Below are 20,521 nucleotides of genomic sequence, written 5' to 3' on the forward strand. Positions count from 1 at the left end.
GGTGGCGACTGATCGCCACCGGGATGATTGGTAAATTAGACGGCCCACCAGCGTTCGATGGCTTTGTACCCATCAAGCGACCAGTTCGATGCAACGTTCTCGCTGTGGGCAACACCTGTACGGCGCGCATAAACAAAGTTGCGGAAGAACGGGATCACGGACCCACCTTCATCGCGCAAGATCACTTGCATATCGCTATACATTTGCCCGCGCTTCGCTTCGTCCAATTCAGATCTTGCTGCGATCATGAGTTGTTGGAATTGATCATGGTTGAATTGGGATTCATTCCAATCTGCATTCTGAGCGTATGCTGTTGCGAAGATCATATCCGGAACTGGGCGTGCACCCCATGACCCGGTGAAGAAGGGTTTCTTCATCCAGACATCAGACCAATACCCATCACCCGGTTCACGGGCAACTTGAACATCAATACCCGCAGGCGCCGCATGTTCGCGGTACAGCGTGACAGCATCAACAGCACCTGCAAACAGGGAATCTGATACGCTCAAGCTTACGCTCAGGTTATCCAAGCCCGCTTGGGTAAGGTGATATTTGGCTCTGTCAGGGTCATAAGCCCGCTGTTCGATGCTTGGATCAAAATAGGGCATGGTTGGCGCAATCGGGTGGTCGTTTGCAACGGTACCATGGCCGCGCAAGACGCGATCAACCAATGCTTCGCGATCGACACCGTATTTCAACGCAAGGCGTACGTCCCGATTGTTGAACGGTTCAACACCTGATTGCATTGCGAATGTTGGATGGAAGCCGCCTGAGATAGATTCAATTGCGATGTTTTCATCACGGCCCAATTGCGACAATGTACGATATTCTGCAGATTGAACTGCATCAATTTCGCCGGTCACAAGTGCAGTTGTTGCAGCGGCTGAATCTGAGATAAGAAGCACTTCGACGGTATCAAAGTGAGCAGCATTTTCTTTCCAGTAATCCGGGTTACGCTGCAGTACAGTTTTGATACCTGGATTCCAGTCTGCCAAAGTATACCCACCGGTCCCAACACCAGACATATCAAGTAGACCATCTGCGCCGACTGGCATAATTTGGAAATGGTAGTCTGACAGGATGAATGGGAAATCGGCATTTGGTGCATCGAGTGTGATGCGTACTGCGCTGTCACCTTCAGCTGAGATGTCTGTTACACCAGCAAGCAATGACTTGGCGCCAGATGTACTATCTTCGCCACGGTGGAGATTCAGCGAGGCAATAACATCTTCAGGAGACAGGGATTTTCCGTTGTGGAATGTTACGCCTTGGCGAAGTTGAAAAATCCACGTGGCCGCATCGTCAGATGACCAGCTCGTCGCCAGTTCTGGGTGTAATGCATTGTCAGAGCCAATTTCCGTCAGATTGTTGCGCAGAGCCCAACCAACCATAATTTGCTGAGAGCCATTGGCCTCTGCGGGGTTTAGGGTGTCGGTGGTGCCGCCTTGGTTTACAGACAGACGGAAAGTACCGCCTTTTTGCGCCTGCGCTCGAAGTGGTAGTGGCATATGTGCCAAACCCACTGCCGCTGCAGAGCCCGCCAAAAAGCCCCGACGGCCGATTGATCCGTTTAGAAGTTTCAGTGTCATGGAAATAGTCTCCGTTGTTGGATGCGAGACGGCTTAGGCCGTTCGTTTGTCGCGCGCATAGTGTTCTGGTGCTGCTTCGCCCCAAATGCGAATAGCTTTGTCAGATGTTGTGATGTCGTGCGGATCGGATACGTAGCTAAGCAACAGGCTTTGTCGCTCTTTGCCTTTCGGGGCAGTTACGCGGTGCAGAGTGTAGCCACCTTTGAATAGCTGCAAGTCACCGGGCCGTAGGACCAGCGAACGCAGATCGTCGCGTTTACCGTCAAGCACTGCACGTACCTGATCATAATTCTCATCGTCGACGCTTCGTAGGTTGGGAACATATTCGAATTCGCCACCCTGTGCAGATTGCTTTAGCCCAAGCGAAACCGTGAATTCGTTGTTATCAAAGTGCCATGCAAATTCGCAGCCATCTGGTTGAACATTCACGTTCACGCTGCCGTATGGGTCGCGGTAGGTATAGAGATGTTCATAGCCCAATGCATGAGCGACAAACCGACAAAGATCCTGATTTTGAAAAATGGCCCAGATGACTCCGTCGCGCGGAAACAAATCTGCACGTACCATACCGTGGCGCCGGGGGGAGAAACGTTTAAGCGGGTGATCTTCTGGCGTTTCTGCCGGTGCTTCGGAAAAATACGGGTTCAGGTTGGCTGAATGAAATACAGCCTGATCGCTTAGGCCCGTGGCCTCTTCTTGCATCTTTGCGACGATTTCTGGCCGGATGAAATCATCAAGCTTTGCGCAGTTTACGCCATCTAATCCGTGGCGTGCCAGCTTTAGCAAATCTTGAAAGCCTTTGCTCTCTGGCTGATCAATCGGGTATTGTGTCGTATCAAAAAGCTGATGCGTCGTATATTGCAATTCAGATGGTGGTGTTTGCGTAGTTTGAAGCGTCACTCTCTATCCTCCCGAAAATTCAGACAATTGTACCCAGTCGAACTGGGACCCCAATTGATGCTCCTCACCATCAACGGGGTATCGTCAAATTTCGCTCAAGCTCCTCTTCGACAGCATTCAAAGCAATCACAAAATATTCCAGTTTAGGTGAATGGATTTCATCTATGAAAATGAGGGCTCAGGAAAATCAGATGTGATGCAGTGACTTTGTATTCACTCAAAGAGACCGTAAATATCAATGCAAAGGAAGCAGCCCAAATGCGCAAAATTTCCGAGTTAGGCTGCGATTGTATTCGTTAACGTGTGGAAAAACATGCACTACTTCGGCAGCGAAGACAGGGTAATATGAGCCGAATAATTTTGAAAAAGAGATGCTGAAAGAAGCCGAACATCCGTACCGCTTTAAGGTCTCTTTTGCATGTTATTGTGACATCGTTAGAATTTTTTGTGGGGGGTAAAATTGAAATTTAACACGCTAAAAAATTGAAAAAACCATTTTTCGGGTGATCGAAACAACATGCAAGAACAACTTACGTGTTAAGAAAACACGTAAGTTACTCCCACGAGTCGTCTAAAAATTCCCTATCTTGCGGCTATTTTTTCTACGGTCAGCCGGCCGTTTGTATAAACGCAAATGTCGGACGCGATTGCCATCGCTTTGCGCGCGATGTCTTCGGCGGGCATTTCGGTGTCCATCAACGCACGCCCTGCGGCGAGGGCAAAGTTACCGCCAGAGCCAATCGCGGTGACATCGTGTTCGGGTTCTAACACATCGCCAGCACCCGTGATGACCAGCAATTCGGTGCCATCTGTCACAATGAGCATCGCCTCTAGTTTCTGAAGGTATTTATCGGTGCGCCAATCTTTGGCCAGCTCAACGGAGGCGCGAGCCAGTTGCCCTGGTGTTGCTTCGAGTTTGGCCTCTAGGCGTTCTAGCAATGTAAAGGCGTCTGCGGTTGATCCGGCAAATCCTGCTACGACGTCATATCCACCGGGGGATAGGCGGCGGACTTTGCGGGCTGTGCCTTTGATCACGGTTTGGCCGAGGCTAACCTGACCGTCCCCTGCGATGACCACTTCGCCGCCTTTGCGAACGCCGATGATGGTTGTGCCGTGCCAGCCGGGGAATTGATCTTCTGCCATGTGTGCCTCCGTTTTCTGAACCTAATATATGGGCGCTTTCGGTGGGTGCAATGCGTTTACCCCGATCGCCCGAAAAACCGTTTAATTCTTTGTTAAGCAGCTATGCAGCCTTTGCATCGCGGGGATGTTGTTTCAACAATTGTGGGAATCCTTTGCCAACCCTAGATAAGGCTCACAACCGACGCTGGGTCGGCTGATGAAACAAGGAAGCGCGATATGACTACCAGAACCGTCACTGTGAATGTTCCCTTCGGAGCAGCTGCAACTCTCCAGGTTGGCAACGTATTTGAAACTGCAAAAGCATCTCTGATTGCTTGGAACCAAGCCCGCGTAACACGCAAAGCTCTGGCCAACCTTTCAGACGCACAATTGGAAGATATCGGTCTGACTCGCGAATATTCTTTCTAAACTGCGAACTTTATGAGTTTCCGAAAAGCCGCCCATAGAGGCGGCTTTTTGTTTATGCGCTTAGCACCCATTTTCCCGCCATATCAGGCACGAATGCCTCAATCGCGGCGGTGGCAATAACATGGCGTGTTCCGGCCTCTGGGTCAGCTACATCCAATCCACCCATAACGGCGCGAACTTCGGCGCGCCCCCGCGGTAATTCGGCCGTCACGATGGCTAGGTCTACTTCATCCGGGTTCTGCACACCGATTGTAACCTGTACCCGCATAGCAGTGTGATCAACATCGAGTTTGCTGAACAACGTGATAGAAGAATGATGCAGCGCGTCCTGAACAGCGCGGCAGGCCGCTTTGGTATAATCCTGACCATAGAGATCATTACCCGTGCCCATTTCTAAAATGATGCGTTTTTCGGTCATTGCGCGCGCTCCATATCAAAAGACACAACAATCGCGGCGTTGGCGATCACGGTGCAACCGTCGCTGTGCGGTTTATCGATGGTCAATCCACCCTCGACTACGGTGATGTTTGGTTGGCCATATGGGAAAATGGTTTTCAAAGCTTCGACATCGACCGCGTCTGGTTTTTGAACGCCTATTTCAGCATCAATAATCATAGCTTCCTTGGGGAAGTCGAACAATTCAGCCATGGAAATGGAGTTGTGCCAAAGCGCGTCTTTTAATGCGCGCCTTGCGGCTTCTGTGTAGTCTTCGCGGCGTAGGGATGTGCCCATCCCAAATTCCACCACAACCCGTGTTTTGGCCATGTGTTTCTCCTTGTTTTGGATAGTCTTGCGGTAAAACTAGACAAAAGAAAAGGGGCACCAACGGTGCCCCAAAACTCTTACCAATATGGGTACTCTCAGATGGATTCTTCGATCCATGACGTTAGGGCCGCCTTTGGAGCAGCGCCAACTTTGTTTGATACCACTTGACCATCTTTGAACATGAACAGGGCAGGGATGCCACGAACGCCCATTTGCGAAGGTGAATTTGGGTTTTCATCAACGTTTACTTTGACGATTTTGACTTTGCCTTCGTACACTTCGGACAATTCTTCTAGTGCCGGGCCGATTTGTTTACATGGGCCACACCATTCCGCCCAAAAATCAACCACAACAGGGATATCAGAGTTGCGGACTTCGGCGTCGAATGTAGCGTCGGTTACAGGAACAGTGGCCATGTGGGCTCTCCAGAATTTGCGTTGTTTCGGAAGGGAACCTAAGTGCGCTCCGGTGCAGCGTCAAGGTTGCTCGGCACGTCGTAACGCGCTTATCACAGCGGCGTGAGGTAGAGGCATAAGCGAAGCTGTTTTGGTCCACAAAATGGCGGTTTCAATTGGGCGATCAGGGTAAATCCTTGAAAGCGCAGAAGAATAGGCGCCCATTTGCCGCAAAACACCTTCGGGAACTTGGTCAGCTACCTTAGGAACGATAGCATTTGATTTAAAATCGACAGCTAAAATGCGACTAGGTTCTATTATTAATCTGTCGATTGCCCCCACGATTTGTGATCCATTTAGCTCTGGCAGTGCGGCTGTAATATCAACTTCGGCCAATGTTGTTTCTGCAAACAGAAATTTCAGATGTGCAGCCTGTAGGACGTTTTGCGCTTCGTGCAGAAGTGCATCAACTTCAGTTTGTGCGATAACGTCATCGTCTTCGGTCAATAAATCTTGGGCAAAGACAGGCCAAGACGCGGGTGGGTAGGACGGAAGATGTTCCAGAAGCCTGTGCAGTCGGGTTCCGCGCATCATTGCGGCCTCTTCGTCTAATCCTGAATCGCCAGAGAGTGCTTTCGCGCCGCCTAATCCCGAAGGCGTACGCGGTTTTTCGATCTCAACAGGGGCAGGGGCTTTGGTTCGCAACCAATCTGGCGTTGCAATTTTTTCTACTTTTTCAGGTGCGGTATCGCCTTCGATGGTTGCGGCCCAATCTCCGGTTTCGAACCGGGTTCCAACACCTCCCGCAAGCGGGTGTTCCTGCGCGCCTGCGCGCTCTAAACCCCGTGCGACTGTGTCGTACCAACTTGCGCCATCGCTGCCTAACTCACCAGCCGCAGCCACAATGAGCCACTTCTCAGCGCGTGTCATAGCCACATAAAGCAGGCGATCGCGCTCTTTCTCTTGCTGATCTTGCAGTTTCGCGTGGGCTAAGGCGACGGTTTGCGGACGTTCGTCTGAGGGGGCTTTCCAAATGACGCCGTTCTCAGTTGGGTATAATTCATCTTTGATGGTCACAAGGCGCCGCGCTGTGTCGGGCATAATCACGATTGGGGCTTCTAACCCTTTTGATCCATGCACCGTCATCACGCGCACCCGGTCGCTCGCGCTGTCCATTTGACGTTTGATTTCAACGTCGCCACTTTGCAGCCAGGTTAAAAAACCGGTTAAGCTGGGAACATCGTTGCGTTCGTAAACCAATGCCTGGTTCAAAAGCGCGTCGATCCCATCTTGGGCTTCGGTCCCCAAACGGGCAAGCAAATTGCGCCGCCCATCATGGCGGGTTAAAATGCGTTCAATCAGATCAAAGGGACGTAGAAAATCTGCATCTTTGCGGAGCGATTGAAGGACAGCAATCGTCGCATCATATCGGGGATCACTGCGCAGGGCTTCCCACAGATAAACACCCTTTTTACGCGGTTGGGCCGAGGCATGCAGCATTTGCTGTGACCAGCCAAACAAAGGCGAACGCAACGCAGCTGCCAGTGAAAGATCGTCTTCGGGTGTTGCGAGAAACGATAGTAGGGCTGCGATGTCTTTAACCGCAAGTTCGCCGCCGATTTTCAATCTGTCCGCGCCGGCGATTGGGACGCCTTCTGCTTTGCAGGCTCGAATAATTTCGTGAAACAATTCTGACCGACGCTGAACGAGTATCAGAATATCGCCCGCGCGTACCCGGCGCATTTTATAAGAGCCGCTATGACCTATCTCTTCGGGGAGGGCGGCGTTGGTGATCATGTCGCGAATTTGCCGCGCAATGCGTTGCGCCAGAATCACCGTGTGGTGGTTTTCAGCGACCAAATCTATCGGATCAAACCAATCGCGGTCTTCGTCTGTCTCGGTTTTGGGCACGGCTGGCCACAGATCAACGCGTCCGGGCATGTCGTTTTTAAATGCAATGTGTTTGGTTTCGCCGCCCAATCCATTCTCGGGCTGAGTTTCAAAGGTGGTATCAACCAATCCCAAAATGGGGCTGGCAGATCGAAATGAATACTGAAGCTCCATAGGCTGGAACGGCAGATTGACCTGTTCCAATTTCCCCTGAAAGTGGGATTTCATGCGGTCAAAACCATCAGGATCAGCACCCTGAAAGGAATAGATCGATTGCTTTTTGTCCCCGACCACAAAGATTGACCTCTGGGCACCCGAACGCGCGCCTTCACCGGATGTGAATTCTTGTGCGAGGCGTTCAATCACGTTCCATTGTGCGGGACTGGTGTCTTGGGCTTCGTCAACCAATATGTGATCAATACCGCCATCCAGCCGGAACAATACCCATTGCGCCACCAGTGGATCGTTCAAAAGGTCGCGCGCTTTTAGAATGAGATCGTCAAAATCAAGCCAACCATTTGCCTGTTTACGCGTCGCGTAGGCAGGTAGAAAATGCGCGGCGAATTGATACAAAATTAGACACTTTTCCGCAGAATAGAGACTAATTCGTTTCTCACGTGCCGTTTCAACGCGCCCCATTAAATCGTTTAGTTTTGGCTCTAATGGACCCAATGCTGCGCGCGTTGCTTTGGTGGGAAAGTTGCCTATTTTTGCTGCATATGGCCCCGCTTTGGCCGTGGCACCGTATAAGAATAATCCTTCAAGCGCTTTTAGATCGCTCACCCCTAGGTTTTCGATATCTAGGGCGTTTAGCTTTGCGGCTGCGGTGGCATCCGTTTTGCTGCCTGACTGTAAAATTGGAATGATGTCGCGCAGTAAATGGCCTTCGGAACCTAAAAACACCGATGCATGCAGATCGCTTTTGCCAAATCCCGGCGTTAGCCCGAATTGGGACCAAAGCTCTTCGGCTGTTACTGCGTTTCCTAAGGCATCTTTGTGTTTAACCAACTCTGCCGTGAGACGGCTGAAGTCTTCGCCAGAATAGACCTGCGCGATGGCGTCGATAATCCCTACCGTATCAGGGTTGTCTGCCAGCGTTTCGATGATTTCTTCGCGCAAAAGAAGCGCTGAGCGGTCGTCCATTTCAGAAAACTGGGGTGACACGCCGGCCTCAAGCGGGAAACGACGCAAAAGAGAGGCACAAAAAGAGTGGATTGTTTGAATTTTCAACCCGCCCGGCGTTTCAATAGCACGCGCGAACAGACGCCGCGCATTCGCGAGCAATTCTTCGTCGATATTCTGTTCAACACCGAGCTGGATCAAATCCTGTCTCAGCGCGCCATCATCGAGCATGGCCCAGCCACCCAAGCGTTTAAACAAACGGTTCTGCATCTCTGTTGCGGCGGCTTTGGTGTAGGTGAGGCAGAGAATATGCTGGGGCGAGACATCCCCAAGCAACAGGCGCGCAACGCGGTCGGTTAATACTCGGGTTTTACCTGAACCAGCATTCGCAGAGAGCCAGACAGACCCACTAGGGTCTGCTGCGCGCATTTGGGCGCGGGATGCGTCATTTGGTGCGTTCATGATACATCCTCTGAAACAGCGTCCATCGTTTCATCCCATTCGCCAAATCGCGCGAGGTGATCGTAATCACCGCCAAACCGAACGGTGGCCACTGCGCGACGGGATGTATATCCTTTGTCAGGCTCAAAATAGGCTCTAATAAGGCTGTTTAGCTCTTCCCAAGTCTTTTCAATGCCGGGGTCGCCCATGGGTGCGTCGATTTCTTTTTGCGCACCAAGTCCGATATATGTCGCACCCGTTACTTGGGGATGGCCGAGGTGTTTAAATCCGCCACGTTCGACTATTGCGGCCTCTAACAGTAGTTGCTTGTCAAAATACTTTTGTTCTTTAACGCTGGGCGGCGTACCGGTTTTGTAATCGTAGATATGAACGGTTCCGTCTTTTAGGCGATCAAAACGGTCTGCTTTGGCGGTTAGGGTGAAATCCATATCATCCAGCGGCGTATGCCCCATTTGTTCAGGCGCTTCGGGCGTGCCCTTGGTCTGGCGTTCGTGTTCTTTTGCGATGAACCACTCTGCGGCGCGCGCGAGCTTTGATCGCCAAATACGTCGTGTTGCGGGCCACGGGGCCTGATCGTTTAACACTGTATCTGCAATTTCCATCAGTTCATCGGTTGTTTGTCCGCCTTCTTTGATGAAATCCTCCAGTACAGAATGCAAAATGGTCCCACGCAAGGGCGCATCCGGTTCCTGCCGAATAGGGTCGAGTGGTTTGAGGCCCAGAACATATTGGGCGTAGATCGCATATGGATCGCGGATCAGGGTTTTTATGCGCGTTACCGAAAGCTGCCTTGGGCGCTGATCCGAAGGTGGACGGGGGGAAGGGCGCCGTTCTGGTGCAACGGCGGCTTCTGGTGTTTCCAAAGCCTCGGCTAAAGAAAGCCAATAGTTGCCGCGGGTTTGCATTTCTTTGACCAATGCAGCGCCGTTTTGTTCCTTTAGCCCGTTCATTAAATTGAGCAGCCTGTTCACCCAACGTGATGGTACAGTTTCGGCCTCTGCATCGCGGATAGATCGTGTGATCCAGACCTCTGGCGATGCGGCGGCTTGTTGAAAGTCGTGCGCCGAAAGCCCAATGCGACGTTCAGGTAACAAAAGCCCTGCGTCTTTGCGCATTTGACGGTTTAGCCAAGGGTCAGGGGTGGGTTGTTCTGGCCAAGTCCCGTCATTCAAGCCGCCCAAAATCATGAGATCAGCACCTTGAACGCGTGCCTCTAGCGTGCCCCATATCATGATGTTTGGATGGGGGCGGGTTGGGTCACGGACCTCTGCCCGGCCCAAAACCGCAAGAAACAGAGAATTGTAATCAGCAGGCCCCATAACCCCACCTGCGTCCGCTTCTTGCATTAGGCCATCAATGCTATTTTTCGCGGTGCGCCCGGCCTGTTTTTCCCACAATTCGCCGCCGTTGTCGGGTGTAGGGCCTGCGGATAGGGTTTCAGCGATTTGGATGTGGTCGCTCAGGTGTTCTTTGAGATGCCGTTTTGCGATGAACTCAAGATCCCCCAGCAGATCGCATATCCATGTGACCCACGCAACGCGCCCATCATCGCCAGATTTTCGCGCGTTGGCCCAAGCAAGCAGGCTTTCGTGATCAGGAAACGGCGGGCCATGACGCCGAAGTTTTAACTCTAATTCCCGCGTCCATAGCAGGTGAAGCCCCCGTTCGCTGCCACCGGTATTGGTAAGCGGATGTTTAAGCAGGGTAAGCAATGCTTCTGAGGTGAGCTTTTGCCCAAACAAAGCAGAGATATGACGCAAAAAACGTCCCGGTGCAGATAACTGAAGCGGGCGACCGGCGCTGTCGTCGGGTTCAATGCCCCATTGATCTAAGGCGGCAGTGACTTGTCGTGTCAGTTGGCGGTCGGGTGAAATCAAGGCAGCTGTTTCACCGGTTTTGGCGGCTTGACGCAAACGAAGCGCGATCGCTACGGCTTCGGCACGCGCTGATGGGGCCTCCAACAGCGTTACGTTTTCAACGGCGCGGGGCAGATCCGTTAGGTGTTTTCCGTCGCGCATCCATTGATCGGTAACGGGTGCCGGGCGTAGCGCTAGCGACAACAATTGATTACGCTCTGGGCTTGGGGCGGGTTGATTATCCCACCGTTCGACTTTTCTGGGTTCAACCCCTGCGCCGCGCAAAAGCTTTGCAAATCGGTATTGCGGGTGATCTTCGGAAGTTAAGGCATCTTCCATGCGGGACCAAATGTGATCAGGTAGATCGAAGTCGAACCCCGGAAGAATAAGCGCGCCTTGGGGCAATTGCGCCGCTGCGAGCATCAATTGGTGGGTGGTTCCACGTGATCCGGTTGAACCTGCGATGATGATCGGGTGTTGTGGCGGATTTTTTTCCCACGATGCAATAAGCCGCCCAACCACGAGCCTTTGGCGTGCCTCTTTGTCGGGGGCGTGTTGCATGTCGGCTTCGAAAAACTGCTGAACGAGGGTCACAAATTTCAGGGCGCGTTCCCAGTGGCCGGATTGATCGCTGATGTCCAATCCCGCGATTTTTTCTGGCGGTACATTTTCTCCCTGCATTTCATCCATCAGCCCGGCCAGACTGTCAGCCAAATCGAACAACGCCGCACGTGGCGCAAGGTCTGGCTCTTGTTCAAGCAAATGCGAAATAAGCTGTGTTAATTCAAGACGGCGGCGCAATGGGGGAACGGCTGGAGGAATATCACTAAGGGCGACATCGGTGGCAAGGTCTGTAATGAGCCGTAACCGTGGCAGTAAAAACGCACCACGCTGCGCAAAGAGTTCTTTTAAGCGTCGCTGCATTCTACGTGTGTTTACATAGACTTCAACACGAGCGAGTTCTTCTGGTGGTTGATCCGCACTGCGCGCGATTAAGCCATCCACAAGTGCTGAGGGAAAATCAACACCGGGTGGTAACGCAAAAATGCGCTGCGTGCTGTCGTCTTTAAACATGGGTTTCTTCTAACATTTTTTCGGCGGTTGTAATGCCTTCGGGGGTGCCAACATCACACCATTTTCCGGTGTAAGGCAGACCATAAACGCGCTGTGTTTTTATCATTTCATCCCACAATACATTTAGCGAAAATGCAGTTTGTTCGATGTGTGCTAGGCCATCCGTTTTGATAATTTGCGCGCCAGAATATACATATCCAGCCCCCCGGGAAATGCGCTGTGCGGCATCAAGGGAAAAGTCACCATCTCCGGTATAGGAATGTGCATGTGATGGGGGAATAAGCAGTAACAATGCGTCCATTTTTTCGGGATTCCATGCGTTTGCCAATTCAGTCAGAGGGTTCGGACCAGACCATACAACATCGGGATTAAAGGTATAAATGGGATCAGACCCCAGCAGCGGCAGCGCCTTTTTTAACCCGCCACCTGTTTCGAGAACCGCGTTTGTTTCGTCCGATATTTGCGCACGGTCTTTGACAGTTTCTTTTATCAAATTGCCTTTGTAGTGAATGTTTACAACGGTATTTGCGATGTCCGCATCCACGACCCAATTCAGCGCACGATCAAGTAACGTTATGCCAGAGACCGGAATTAACGGTTTTGGCCTATCTTTGGTCAATTCACCCATACGGGTTCCAAAACCCGCTGCGAACAACATCAATGAATTGGGCTGACTCATGACTTTGCCTTTCGGTCAAACGACATCAAATATTTTATCCCATTGTGGTGACGACCCAGAAAAGGTGATTTTCCGATCTTGGTCATTTTCCAGCATTTCAAAGGAAAGTTGCAATGCGTTTTCGGGGGTTTCACTGCCCAGCCGATCTGCCCATTCGATCAAACACAATGAGGTCTCAAAAGCTTCGTCCAGCCCCAGTTCAAAAACCTCGTCGGGATGAGTTAGGCGGTATAAATCACAGTGCCAAATATCAAAGTTCGAAGTTTCGTAAGTCTGAACCAATGTGAATGTGGGGGATGGGACGTCTTCTGCATAGTCCAGCAGGCTTTGAATAAGGGCGCGAGCAAAATGTGTTTTCCCGGCGCCAATTGGTCCTTCTAGCAAAACCGCATCGCCTGTCCCAAGAGTTGGCGCAAGTTGCTGCGCCAATTCGGTGGTGGCTGTGTCGGATTGAAGGATCAGTGTTTTTGTGCGCATACGCCAGTTTTACTGGCTCATGCTACAGCCGCAAGTACTATGATATATTGCTTTGCATCAACTGTGGTTCAGCGTCAGGCAAAATATTGGCCAGACGGCGAAATCTGACCGATGTTGACCCACCTTGAATTGCGGAAACACTACACAACAGACGGATACCGTCATGCGTTTGGATGTGGTCGCTCCACCCTTCGCGCGCTTCGGTTTGAGAGGCAAAAACCGTAAGTCGCGCCCACACATCCGATGGTTTACACGCCTTACGCCAAAGGTTTGTTGCTTCGGTTATGTTGAATTCGCCTAATGTTGTGCTGGGATCGATACCCCAAATGTCTGCATAACCTGCGTTGGATAGCGTTAACGGGCCCGCGGAAGAAAACACAGCGATCGCCTCGGGAATTTCGTCTATGATGGCCTGAGATAGAGAAAGTTCGGCCCGAAAATGCCGTGTCAAAGAAATCTCAGTTGAGATATCTTCGATATGCATTGCGATTGAGCGATTGCTATGCGGCCGTACAATAATCCGGTAGGTGCGCCCGCTGGGCAATGACCACGTTTCCTCGTAGCCTTCGTCTGATTGATCTTCGCCCAACGCCAGAATCTGGTTGCGCCAATATTTGTAATTTTTGGGTTCCGGGATCATACGATCATTGCGCAGGCGATCTAGAAGTATTCTGAGGCTCGGTTTTGACGCAAGAAAATCTGCCGAAAGATTGGTCAAATTTGCCATTGCTGGATTGAACAATGTTAGCTTCTGTTTCTCGTCAAAGATCGCGATGCCGATGTGGAGGCTGGCAAAGGATTTTGAAACAGTTTGAACAAAGTCGCGAAGATTGCTTTCGGCTTTGATGACATCATCAACTTCTTTCGCGAAAAACAGCTTACCTGCAGAGGTCTGGGCATATGAGCAGTCAAACCAAGTCTCTACACCTTGAATAGATTTAACGCGTTGCGTCGTGTTGTTGAATCTAAGGGACGCAGCATCAAATAGGGGTCTAGGGGGCCATCCATTTCGCCGTGACGGTTCTGTCTGACCTTCTGACGCGTCAAGATAGGCTTTGTTCGCCCACAGCAGATTACCCGCTTCATCCTGTTTCCAGGTCATGATGGGGGCGTGTTCCACAACGCGTCTCAGTGTGTCGACTTCAATCGATCTGGCGTCCTCAAGGGCATTTGTCCGATGTGCTTTTTGCTCTTTTAATTCTATGCGTGTGACACCGTTTTTTCGTAAAATTTCTAAAGAACCTGCATCCGCGGAGTCCTCGGCAAACAGTGTAATCGAACGGTTTTCCTGAGTTTGCGCGCATTCTTCGGTCAGCGATGGAAAGCGCCTATTGAGTGCGTGACATAGGCGAACCAGCCCTGCTTTCTCCGGGGATCCCTTTTGGAAAAGGGTCATCGCTGATGCACTGGCATCAAGCAATGTGTTTCCTTCGAACAAAAATACTTTTGTTTCATCTGCTGGAGGAGCGGCCAAAATATCATCGGGAGCACGATCTTCGGCTGCTGGGTTGCGGTATAAAGTGAACCAAATGCCAATGCTCGCACCAACAATTGAACTGATTAAAACTGTGAGAAGTACGGTAAGATCAATTTGTTCCACTGGAATCGCCTTTAAAGAAAGCACTGGGCGAAAGTTTGCTTACTCAATGGTTAACAGATCGTTAATTTTCTGAATTTTATGCTCGTATAGGTTGATTATTTCCCAATGGAACGCCGGGGTTATGGTGTTCAGGTCCTGTGTTTTCCCGGTTCCAGACAACTTCGACGATAGCGCCGCATTTTTCCGGACGATCGTCTTCATTTAGAAATGGATCGGATCCATTGGCGAAGGTTAGTTCAGCGCCGGAACGCTCTAAAAGCGTTTTTGCAATGAATAAGCCCAACCCCATTCCTTCGTATCCAGGTCTTTCAGACTTATGAGATGCTGATCGCCGCCGCCGCATAAATGGGTCTCCAATACGACCAATAACATGGGGCGCATAGCCTTTACCGTCATCAATGATCTGCAATTGTATGCGGTCGTGGTCCCACCATCCTTCGACCCAAACGTTGCTCTCGGCGAAATCGACAGCATTTTGTATGAGATTGCGGACACCATGAATCAGCTCGGGTTGTCGTTGTAAAATCGGTTGTGGATCATCCAAATCATCGGCGTAAAAATCAAAGTGAATGTGAATGCCGCGATTTATGTGTGGTTCGGCAGCTTCTTGGATAACAGCTTCGAAGGGAGCCGAGCGAAGATGCAGGTCGTCTTTGCCCGCGCGCCCCATAGAATGCAGAATTTCGCGACATCGGTTCGCCTGATCGCGGATCAGTTCGACATCTTCCAACAGCTCAGGTTGCTCTTTGACCTCTTCAATCAATTCAGCGCTGACCAATTTAATCGTAGCAAGGGGGGTACCTAATTCATGCGCGGCAGCGGCAATCACACCCCCGAGGTCCGTTAGTTTTTGTTCCCGAGAAAGCGCCATTTGCGTTGCGAGAAGGGCCTCTGACATCGAATGAATTTCAGATGTCACGCGCCTTGCGTAGATTCCTAGAAATACTGTGCCAATAACGATTGCAACCCAAAAGCCCCGCAAAAATATGGTCGGCATGCGCAGGATAAAGCCCTCTTCGGTGCGCAACTGTATGTGATAAAACATGAGTAAGGTTATCAATACCAACGATATCGCGCCGAGAAGAACTGTTGAGCGAATATGAAGCACAGTGGCCGAAATCGTCACAGGCGCGACAATCAGCAATGCAAATGGGTTGTGCAAACCTCCGGTGAGGAACAACAACAAAGCAAGCTGCGTAATATCAAACAACAGCATCAACACCGATTGAAGCTCTGACAGACGCTTGTTTTCGGGAAACACGAAGATAAAAATCAGATTGGCTACAACGGATATGCTGACGACCAGATAAACAAGTCCAAGATCAAGCGTCAGGTTGAAAATGCGCTGCGCGATGGTGATCGCGACGATTTGGCCGATAATCGCAACCCACCTTAGAACGATAAGCGTTCTAAGCCGGAGCCAATTGCTGTGAGTATCGCGGTCAAACAGTGCGGATTTTTGGTCAGTCATAAAAGGGCCTATTGCGTCACCATGTGCAATTGTTAGACAGCACTGTCTCTGCAATCAATGGCGGGCGCATTTCTGAAAAGGAAAACAGGATGATCAGGACATATGCAATTGTTGCTTCAGCGGCAATTTTATCTTTACTTGCAGGGCTTTGGTACAGTTCCAGAGAAACATCTGATGACATATTTGCCGCATGCCGCTCTGTGCGTGTTGCTGGCGGGATGAGCAGCATCGGCGGCCCATTCGAATTAGTAAATCAGGACGGTCAGGCTGTAACTGACGCAGATGTGATCACGGAACCGACAATTCTGTATTTTGGCTATACGTTTTGCCCAGACATTTGCCCTGCGGATACCGCACGCAATGCCGAAGCTGTGGTTATACTCGAAGGCGAAGGCACTTTGGTTACGCCGGTCATGATTACGATTGACCCGGCACGTGACACACCTGAAGTGATGAAAGATTTTGCCTTTAACTTGCATGATCGGATGATTGGCCTGACCGGTACCGAAGAACAAGTCGCTGCAGCTTCGCGGGCTTACCGCGGTTACTTCCAAAAGGAAGAAAACGGTGATCCAGAGTTCTATTTGGTGAGCCATTCTACCCAGAGCTACCTTGCTTTGCCGGAACACGGCGTGGTCGAGGTGTATAACCGGAGTACACCCCCGCAAGAAATGGCGGAAAGTGTTTCTTGCTTCGTCGATGCGGCCAGCTAATCCGCTGTTTCATCAAGAATTTGACCGTCTGTGCCCTTACGCCTAAAAAGGAATAAGGACGCAGGTTATACAGGGGATGCACATGGCTGAACAAGATATGGACCAGCTCGGCGAAGATCGATCACTACTGTTGGTTGATGACGATGAACCTTTTTTACGTCGCCTCACGCGCGCGATGGAAAAGCGTGGGTTCGAACCGGAAATGGCGGGATCCGTTGCAGCGGGCAAAGCGATCGCAACCGCGCGGCCGCCGGCGTATGCTGTGGTGGATTTGCGGCTTGAGGATGGAAATGGGTTGGACGTAGTGGAAACGCTGCGTGAAAAACGCCCGGATGCGCGGATCATTGTCCTAACCGGATACGGCGCGATTGCGACGGCGGTTGCGGCGGTGAAAATGGGTGCGACGGACTATTTGTCAAAGCCTGCGGATGCCAATGACATTACTGCAGCGCTGTTGGCAAAGCCTGATGAACTCCCCCCGCCACCAGAGAACCCGATGTCTGCGGATCGGGTACGTTGGGAACATATTCAGCGCGTTTATGAGCTGTGTGATCGCAATGTTTCGGAAACCGCACGGCGCCTGAATATGCACCGCAGAACATTGCAGCGTATTTTGGCAAAGCGGAGCCCACGCTAATGATACGGGCGGCAGCGTTATTCATATGTCTTGCGCTGTCGGCCTGTATGACTGCGGAAGAACCACCTGAAATCATTGGTGTTATTGGAGATTCTGAGGGATTGCATCCTGTCGGATCACAGCAGCGTATTGATTTTGGGCGTGCGAAAATCGGTGTTGTTGATGCTATTTCGCGGCTGCTGGGCCGCGGTCCCACGGGTGAATTTTTCACCGAAGAATGCGGCGCTGGGCCAATTACAGCCGTGTCGTGGGGGGATGATCTGAAATTGAATTTCATCGACGGTGCATTGCGCGGGTGGGTGATGCAAAGCGATGTGTTGCGCAGTGAAAATGGGCTGCGTGTTGGGCAAACACGCAGCGAATTAGAAGCGGCAGGCATTACTGATTTTGAAAACACGTCAATTGGTGTTGAGTTCGGATCAGAGGGTGTTTTCGGGTTGCTGAATGCGCAAAATGAACTGGCTTATGTGTGGTCCGGAGTAACCTGCTTTTACCGTTAAACCGATGTATGGTTATTACGCATACGATTTGCGTGCGCGTCGCTTAGATCAATAATTGCCGAACGCCACTCAGTATTGATCTAAACGTATGTTCCAAAGTCTGGCTTCAGATGAGGCTATCCGCCAGCCAACGATACGACCTAAGTCAAGTTGCCCTAATGCGAAATCAGAACCGCGATATTTCATCTCTGTTCCGAACAATCTCGTTGGGCAATGAATGGGGAAATTCGAATATACTCCTGCAGGGCGAAATTGAATGGGATCTTACCATAAATAACTTGTTCTAAATACCATCCGTTGAAATCGCTAAAAGCACCAAAGTCTCCAGACAGTCTAGCCTGATAAGGTCTCTGGCCTGTGCTCTTTATGACTGCATCCATATATTGCGATATTTTGCCACCAAGCGCTGAATACTCATCATCAGCATAATCGTCTGAGTTGACTTCATGTCCAAGCTTCAAATCCGCGATGACCTCAGCGTTAGCGTGCAGGCCTTTAGCATAGAAGGTTATTAGATCGACGGAGATGAGCCGTTTTCTAGCCTCGCGAACAAAACTCTCACTACCGTAAAGCGCTGTCTTCAACATCTTGCTCTTCTATTTTGGATATCAGTATGCCGTTGCTTTATACAGCTTTAGCTAAACCTTCTCAATTTACCAGTATTCCGCCCGGGTCGCTCAGACCCTAGCTGACATTCATTGATGGGTGCCGACTTGAGTTGGCTGCGTCCTCGCTCACAATATGCTCGGATTTCAGTATCGTGGGACAAATCAGCCTTGCGCACGCCGCTTCGCAGGTGCAGCGTGTCGCGGGTAAATTCGACCCGAGCTTCAAGCACTATCGTGTCAGATGACCAACAACTCGGTTTCAGTGCTACCAATTAAGCTCCTGTACCCAGTGGACTTAAGTCCCTGTCTGCATAAGCTAGGATCATGTCTGCAACCAATTCGGCGACCTGCGCGATACGCGTTTCATCAGTTTCCCTTCCGTTAATCCAAGTGATTCCAAGAAGCATAAGTGTCATTCCTTGGCGAGCGAGCGATATTTCCCCCAATCTGGGTCTTTCCAGATTCGCAAAGCCAGGATGCCGCTGTAATATTTCCGCCTCTCCATCAATGAGTTTGACGATTGTTTTTTCGTTTTCGTCAAATGCGTTATGATTGCTGCCATGCACTTCAGCGAAGTCATTGATTGACAGTCGCGCGATGCCACTTCTGGTGGCAAAGTATCGTGTGCAGCGCAGACAATATTCACGGATTGTAGATTCTGGATCAAGACCGGCGGGCATGTCCTTGAGTTCGATCTGTTCAGCAAGTGATCGCGCAATCAGGCTGTTCAGTGCCTCCCAATCCTTTGTAGTGATTGTAGATAGAAGCCGGTTCAACTCAGATCTCGGTTGCGATGTCGCTCATCTTCAGGCCGCTGGGGCCGTTTCGTGCAACAAGCCCTTTGGCCGCAAGAAAGATAGCCTCTCGCGTTGCATATATTGCGTATTTTTCGGTTATTCGACGTGGTTTACCAGCCTTGGGTTCCATCCCAACGTGTCGTCTATTCTGCTGATATGTATGAGCGTAATGAGTTCACCATTCCGCAGTTCAAGGAAGACACCAATTTTGTCGGCGTTCGCGAAATCCTGAACGAAATGGTCGCATTGGATCCACTTTATGCCATCAACATTCGTGGTGATGGCAATAGCCTTGACGCGCTAAAGATTAAAGTGGTCATGATGAACGAGCTGTATGACGTGGTAAACGCCCGCTTTCAGGAAGCGTTTGCCTCTGACGATGGTCTCAAGCTTGGATCGTGGCCCCTAATTGCTGTCGCTCGTTCGACTGCAGCATTATGGGCTCGTTCCTGCCATTCACAGCTTGGTTTTACCCAGCCTCTGCTGCGCACGAGCTCAAAACTTCCCAATTGGGGCTATTGTGGTGGCTCGTACCCCTCCAAAGCACCAATCCTGGGCGGAGCCCATTTCGAGGCAGAACACATCGGTAACTAAGGTTGTGATCAAGAAATTTCCGTGTTCAGAGAGCTTTGGAGCTTCAATAGAAAGGGTAAATTCAAGTATCGCATTAACTCCAGTTACCTCACTGGTAAAAGGTTCACCGAGAAGCTCTCCGGTAAAATCTGTAGATTGCACCCCGTTTTCAAAGATTGGGAAAGTTAACTTGAAAGCTGAAAGTACTTCTTCGGTATTCACTGTACCATCCGTGAGCAAGGGTACCCGAATAACATCCGCATACGACGGTTGCCCAGCAACAATACCTTCCAAAAGAACAAGAGTTAAGCGCACGCTTTTCAGCTTCCGATCAATCCAAAGCAGTCCCTAACGACATAAGCCGATCTCTCAAAGGGTAAAGTTGCCACATTGTCCTGACTTCTCATATCGCTGTCATTCATCGGCTCTGCAGCATCAAGCAATTTTGAACCCGAATTTACTGATGCTGCGCCAAGAATAAACTGGGGCTATCCACCGTAACCAATCATTCAGTCAATTTGGTCACTAGCTAATCTATAGGAGGAAATCCCAAAAATAGGGTTGCCAAGCGTATCATAGACCATAAAGCTGAGTAACGCGATCACCGCGCACAGGTTGTCGATAGCGGCCCTGCGCGCTTTAGCGCAGCCAAATGTCCTGACAATGTTGACGGAACGATCCCACTGCGTTTGGAAATAGTGGTCGCAGTCAGCCCGTCTTGCCCGACGTTGACCAGCATCCGGTAGATTGCCAAGCGCGAGGTTTGTGCACGGGCAGAGAAGGCTTCGATTGTAGCATCCTAATTAATAATTCGTTAATCTCCGAACTATCAAATATTGACGATCCGGTGATGCGGGGAGTA

At 50.7% G+C, this 20,521-nt stretch carries 20 protein-coding genes; 5 read left to right on the forward strand and 15 right to left on the reverse strand.

Annotation, left to right across the window (positions count from 1 at the left end; all coding sequences use genetic code 11):
• Nucleotides 1-35: 35 nt before the first annotated feature.
• The 3 genes from G9C99_RS12115 to hslV all read right to left on the reverse strand — a co-directional run bounded on the left by G9C99_RS12115 (nucleotide 36) and on the right by hslV (nucleotide 3,632).
• Nucleotides 36-1,589, reverse strand: coding sequence for an ABC transporter substrate-binding protein (locus tag G9C99_RS12115; RefSeq protein WP_166417774.1), 1,554 nt, complete (start codon nucleotides 1,587-1,589; stop codon nucleotides 36-38).
• A 33-nt stretch (nucleotides 1,590-1,622) separates the two neighbouring features.
• Nucleotides 1,623-2,489: a HalD/BesD family halogenase gene (locus tag G9C99_RS12120; RefSeq protein ID WP_166417775.1), complete on the reverse strand. Its 867-nt coding sequence runs from the start codon at nucleotides 2,487-2,489 to the stop codon at nucleotides 1,623-1,625.
• A gap of 582 nt (nucleotides 2,490-3,071) precedes the next feature.
• Nucleotides 3,072-3,632, reverse strand: coding sequence for an ATP-dependent protease subunit HslV (gene hslV / locus G9C99_RS12125; RefSeq protein WP_166417776.1), 561 nt, complete (start codon nucleotides 3,630-3,632; stop codon nucleotides 3,072-3,074).
• Nucleotides 3,633-3,848: 216 nt separating this feature from the next.
• On the opposite strand from hslV, the gene G9C99_RS12130 reads away from it, so the two are divergent.
• Entirely contained in the window at nucleotides 3,849-4,040 is a 192-nt protein-coding gene (locus G9C99_RS12130; RefSeq protein WP_166417777.1) for a DUF1127 domain-containing protein, read from the forward strand.
• Nucleotides 4,041-4,092: 52 nt separating this feature from the next.
• On the opposite strand, the gene G9C99_RS12135 is transcribed toward G9C99_RS12130, so the two are convergent.
• The 9 genes from G9C99_RS12135 to regB all read right to left on the reverse strand — a co-directional run bounded on the left by G9C99_RS12135 (nucleotide 4,093) and on the right by regB (nucleotide 15,831).
• Nucleotides 4,093-4,458, reverse strand: coding sequence for a Lin0512 family protein (locus G9C99_RS12135; RefSeq protein ID WP_166417778.1), 366 nt, complete (start codon nucleotides 4,456-4,458; stop codon nucleotides 4,093-4,095).
• Entirely contained in the window at nucleotides 4,455-4,805 is a 351-nt protein-coding gene (locus tag G9C99_RS12140; protein WP_166417779.1) for a Lin0512 family protein, read from the reverse strand. The genes G9C99_RS12135 and G9C99_RS12140 overlap by 4 nt, the downstream gene beginning before the upstream one ends.
• A 95-nt stretch (nucleotides 4,806-4,900) precedes the next feature.
• Nucleotides 4,901-5,221, reverse strand: a complete 321-nt coding sequence (gene trxA / locus G9C99_RS12145; RefSeq protein WP_166417780.1) for a thioredoxin — start codon at nucleotides 5,219-5,221, stop codon at nucleotides 4,901-4,903.
• 60 nt (nucleotides 5,222-5,281) lie between these two features.
• Nucleotides 5,282-8,674, reverse strand: a complete 3,393-nt coding sequence (gene addA, locus G9C99_RS12150) for a double-strand break repair helicase AddA (protein ID WP_166417781.1) — start codon at nucleotides 8,672-8,674, stop codon at nucleotides 5,282-5,284.
• Complete coding sequence (gene addB / locus G9C99_RS12155; RefSeq protein ID WP_166417782.1) at nucleotides 8,671-11,604, reverse strand: double-strand break repair protein AddB; 2,934 nt, start codon at nucleotides 11,602-11,604, stop codon at nucleotides 8,671-8,673. Before addB ends, addA begins: the two co-directional genes overlap by 4 nt.
• Entirely contained in the window at nucleotides 11,597-12,283 is a 687-nt protein-coding gene (locus tag G9C99_RS12160; protein ID WP_166417783.1) for a nucleotidyltransferase family protein, read from the reverse strand. Before G9C99_RS12160 ends, addB begins: the two co-directional genes overlap by 8 nt.
• A gap of 15 nt (nucleotides 12,284-12,298) precedes the next feature.
• On the reverse strand, nucleotides 12,299-12,760 hold the full coding sequence (gene tsaE, locus G9C99_RS12165; RefSeq protein ID WP_166417784.1) for a tRNA (adenosine(37)-N6)-threonylcarbamoyltransferase complex ATPase subunit type 1 TsaE: 462 nt from the start codon (nucleotides 12,758-12,760) through the stop codon (nucleotides 12,299-12,301).
• 37 nt (nucleotides 12,761-12,797) lie between these two features.
• Nucleotides 12,798-14,360 (reverse strand): PAS-domain containing protein, encoded by a 1,563-nt coding sequence (locus G9C99_RS12170; RefSeq protein WP_166417785.1) that lies wholly within the window; start codon nucleotides 14,358-14,360, stop codon nucleotides 12,798-12,800.
• Nucleotides 14,361-14,436: 76 nt separating this feature from the next.
• On the reverse strand, nucleotides 14,437-15,831 hold the full coding sequence (gene regB / locus G9C99_RS12175) for a sensor histidine kinase RegB (protein ID WP_166417786.1): 1,395 nt from the start codon (nucleotides 15,829-15,831) through the stop codon (nucleotides 14,437-14,439).
• Nucleotides 15,832-15,920: 89 nt separating this feature from the next.
• On the opposite strand from regB, the gene G9C99_RS12180 reads away from it, so the two are divergent.
• The 3 genes from G9C99_RS12180 (at nucleotide 15,921) to G9C99_RS12190 (ending at nucleotide 17,681) form a co-directional block, all read left to right on the forward strand.
• A complete protein-coding gene (locus G9C99_RS12180) occupies nucleotides 15,921-16,544 on the forward strand; it encodes an SCO family protein (RefSeq protein WP_166417787.1) in 624 nt (207 codons plus the stop codon).
• An 82-nt stretch (nucleotides 16,545-16,626) separates the two neighbouring features.
• The gene (locus G9C99_RS12185; RefSeq protein WP_166417788.1) at nucleotides 16,627-17,181 is read left to right on the forward strand and encodes an ActR/PrrA/RegA family redox response regulator transcription factor; all 555 of its coding nucleotides are present in this window, start codon (nucleotides 16,627-16,629) and stop codon (nucleotides 17,179-17,181) included.
• Nucleotides 17,181-17,681: a hypothetical protein gene (locus G9C99_RS12190; RefSeq protein WP_166417789.1), complete on the forward strand. Its 501-nt coding sequence runs from the start codon at nucleotides 17,181-17,183 to the stop codon at nucleotides 17,679-17,681. The genes G9C99_RS12185 and G9C99_RS12190 overlap by 1 nt, the downstream gene beginning before the upstream one ends.
• Nucleotides 17,682-17,863: 182 nt before the next feature.
• On the opposite strand, the gene G9C99_RS12195 is transcribed toward G9C99_RS12190, so the two are convergent.
• Both G9C99_RS12195 and G9C99_RS12200 read right to left on the reverse strand, forming a co-directional pair.
• Complete coding sequence (locus G9C99_RS12195) at nucleotides 17,864-18,268, reverse strand: hypothetical protein (RefSeq protein ID WP_166417790.1); 405 nt, start codon at nucleotides 18,266-18,268, stop codon at nucleotides 17,864-17,866.
• A 293-nt stretch (nucleotides 18,269-18,561) separates the two neighbouring features.
• A complete protein-coding gene (locus G9C99_RS12200) occupies nucleotides 18,562-19,065 on the reverse strand; it encodes a hypothetical protein (protein WP_166417791.1) in 504 nt (167 codons plus the stop codon).
• A gap of 126 nt (nucleotides 19,066-19,191) precedes the next feature.
• Here G9C99_RS12200 and G9C99_RS12205 point away from each other — a divergent pair, with 126 nt between their 5' ends.
• A complete protein-coding gene (locus G9C99_RS12205; protein WP_166417792.1) occupies nucleotides 19,192-19,680 on the forward strand; it encodes a hypothetical protein in 489 nt (162 codons plus the stop codon).
• A gap of 580 nt (nucleotides 19,681-20,260) precedes the next feature.
• On the opposite strand, the gene G9C99_RS12210 is transcribed toward G9C99_RS12205, so the two are convergent.
• Complete coding sequence (locus G9C99_RS12210) at nucleotides 20,261-20,413, reverse strand: helix-turn-helix domain-containing protein (protein WP_166417793.1); 153 nt, start codon at nucleotides 20,411-20,413, stop codon at nucleotides 20,261-20,263.
• Between the last annotated feature and the right edge of the window lie 108 nt (nucleotides 20,414-20,521).

Source organism: Cochlodiniinecator piscidefendens, from assembly GCF_011326755.1.
Classification (GTDB): Bacteria; Pseudomonadota; Alphaproteobacteria; order Rhodobacterales; family Rhodobacteraceae; genus Cochlodiniinecator; species Cochlodiniinecator piscidefendens.

Excerpts from the sequence above, each read along its gene's own strand:
- G9C99_RS12115 (WP_166417774.1), bottom strand. The coding sequence starts at position 1,589 with ATGACACTGAAACTTCTAAACGGATCAATCGGCCGTCGGGGCTTTTTG.
- hslV (WP_166417776.1), bottom strand. The coding sequence starts at position 3,632 with ATGGCAGAAGATCAATTCCCCGGCTGGCACGGCACAACCATCATCGGC.
- G9C99_RS12130 (WP_166417777.1), top strand. The coding sequence starts at position 3,849 with ATGACTACCAGAACCGTCACTGTGAATGTTCCCTTCGGAGCAGCTGCA.
- G9C99_RS12135 (WP_166417778.1), bottom strand. The coding sequence starts at position 4,458 with ATGACCGAAAAACGCATCATTTTAGAAATGGGCACGGGTAATGATCTC.
- G9C99_RS12140 (WP_166417779.1), bottom strand. The coding sequence starts at position 4,805 with ATGGCCAAAACACGGGTTGTGGTGGAATTTGGGATGGGCACATCCCTA.
- trxA (WP_166417780.1), bottom strand. The coding sequence starts at position 5,221 with ATGGCCACTGTTCCTGTAACCGACGCTACATTCGACGCCGAAGTCCGC.
- addA (WP_166417781.1), bottom strand. The coding sequence starts at position 8,674 with ATGAACGCACCAAATGACGCATCCCGCGCCCAAATGCGCGCAGCAGAC.
- addB (WP_166417782.1), bottom strand. The coding sequence starts at position 11,604 with ATGTTTAAAGACGACAGCACGCAGCGCATTTTTGCGTTACCACCCGGT.
- G9C99_RS12160 (WP_166417783.1), bottom strand. The coding sequence starts at position 12,283 with ATGAGTCAGCCCAATTCATTGATGTTGTTCGCAGCGGGTTTTGGAACC.
- tsaE (WP_166417784.1), bottom strand. The coding sequence starts at position 12,760 with ATGCGCACAAAAACACTGATCCTTCAATCCGACACAGCCACCACCGAA.
- regB (WP_166417786.1), bottom strand. The coding sequence starts at position 15,831 with ATGACTGACCAAAAATCCGCACTGTTTGACCGCGATACTCACAGCAAT.
- G9C99_RS12180 (WP_166417787.1), top strand. The coding sequence starts at position 15,921 with ATGATCAGGACATATGCAATTGTTGCTTCAGCGGCAATTTTATCTTTA.
- G9C99_RS12185 (WP_166417788.1), top strand. The coding sequence starts at position 16,627 with ATGGCTGAACAAGATATGGACCAGCTCGGCGAAGATCGATCACTACTG.
- G9C99_RS12190 (WP_166417789.1), top strand. The coding sequence starts at position 17,181 with ATGATACGGGCGGCAGCGTTATTCATATGTCTTGCGCTGTCGGCCTGT.
- G9C99_RS12195 (WP_166417790.1), bottom strand. The coding sequence starts at position 18,268 with ATGTTGAAGACAGCGCTTTACGGTAGTGAGAGTTTTGTTCGCGAGGCT.